At 64.5% G+C, this 1,223-nt stretch carries 1 protein-coding gene; it reads right to left on the bottom strand.

Annotated features, from left to right (window positions below):
* Positions 1-60 precede the first annotated feature (60 nt).
* Positions 61-1,160 (bottom strand): IS3 family transposase gene (locus OS124_RS0119475; protein ID WP_085994674.1). Its coding sequence is split into 2 segments (ribosomal slippage): positions 61-908 and positions 908-1,160, totalling 1,101 coding nucleotides; the frame shifts between segments, so codons are not numbered across the junction.
* Positions 1,161-1,223 lie beyond the last annotated feature (63 nt).

Raw genomic sequence — 1,223 nt, forward strand, 5'->3', positions numbered from 1 at the left:
GTGACCTGAGACCCGACTTCCCTCCGGCCTTACGGAGAGTCCGCCGGTTAATGTCTGGCGCTACGCTGCACGTATTGCCAGGCTGTTCTTTGCCACGAACTCAGCTGGCGGGATATTTCCGAGCCCCGAGTGTGGGCGGTGATGGTTGTAGTCCTCCTGCCAGGCCTGGATTTGCCGCCGGGCGTCGATGAGCGACGAAAACAGCGTTTCGTTGAGCAGCTCGTCGCGGAACCGGCCGTTGAAGCTCTCGACGAAACCGTTCTGCATGGGCTTGCCTGGCGCGATGTAGTGCCATTCGATGCCGGTGCTCTGGCACCATGCCAGGACAGCCATCGACGTGAGCTCGGTGCCATTATCGGAAACCACCATGGCAGGAGACCCCCGCCGGGCGATCAGGGTCTCCAGCTCCCGGACAACCCGTAGACCGGAGAGGGAGGTGTCGGCCACCAGCGCCAGGCATTCCCGGCTGTAGTCATCGACCACCGCCAAGACCCGGAACCGCCGCCCGTCGGTCAGTGCATCGCTGACGAAGTCCAGGCTCCAGCGCATGTTCGGCGCCTCCGGCACCAGCATCGGCCGCCGCGTTCCCAGGGCGCGCTTGCGCCCGCCCCGGCGGCGCACCTGAAGCTTCTCCTCCCGGTAGAGCCGCCTGAGCTTCTTCAGGTTCATCACGATCCCCTGGCGATCGAGCATCACATGGATGCGCCGATAGCCGAACCGCCGCCGCTCGGCGGCCACCGCCTTCATCGCCGCCCGAGCCTCGGCATCGTCCGGCCGCACGCCACGATAGCGCACGCTGGAGCGATCCACGGCCAGGACCCTGCACGCCCGGCGCTGGCTCACCCCGTGGACCTCCACGACATGTGCCACCGCCTCCCGCTTCACACCGGGCGCTACCATTTTTTTGCGGCGACATCCTTAAGGATCGCGTTGTCGAGCATGGCTTCGGCGAGCAGCTTCTTCAGCTTGCCGTTTTCCTCTTCGAGCGCCTTCAACCGCCGTGCATCCGACACCTCGAGCCCGCCATAGCGCGCCTTCCATTTGTAGAACGTGGCGCTGCTGACCCCGTGCTTCCGGCACACGTCGGCCGTCGACATCCCGGCCTCCTGCTCCTTCAGCACTCCGATAATCTGCTCTTCGCTGAACCTTGATCGCTTCATTGTCCGTCTCCTCGTTGGAGCGGACTCTACCTCAAACTGGAGGAAGAAACGGGGCTCAGGTCA

Source organism: Oceanicola sp. S124 (assembly GCF_000220565.1).
GTDB lineage: Bacteria > Pseudomonadota > Alphaproteobacteria > Rhodobacterales > Rhodobacteraceae > Pseudooceanicola.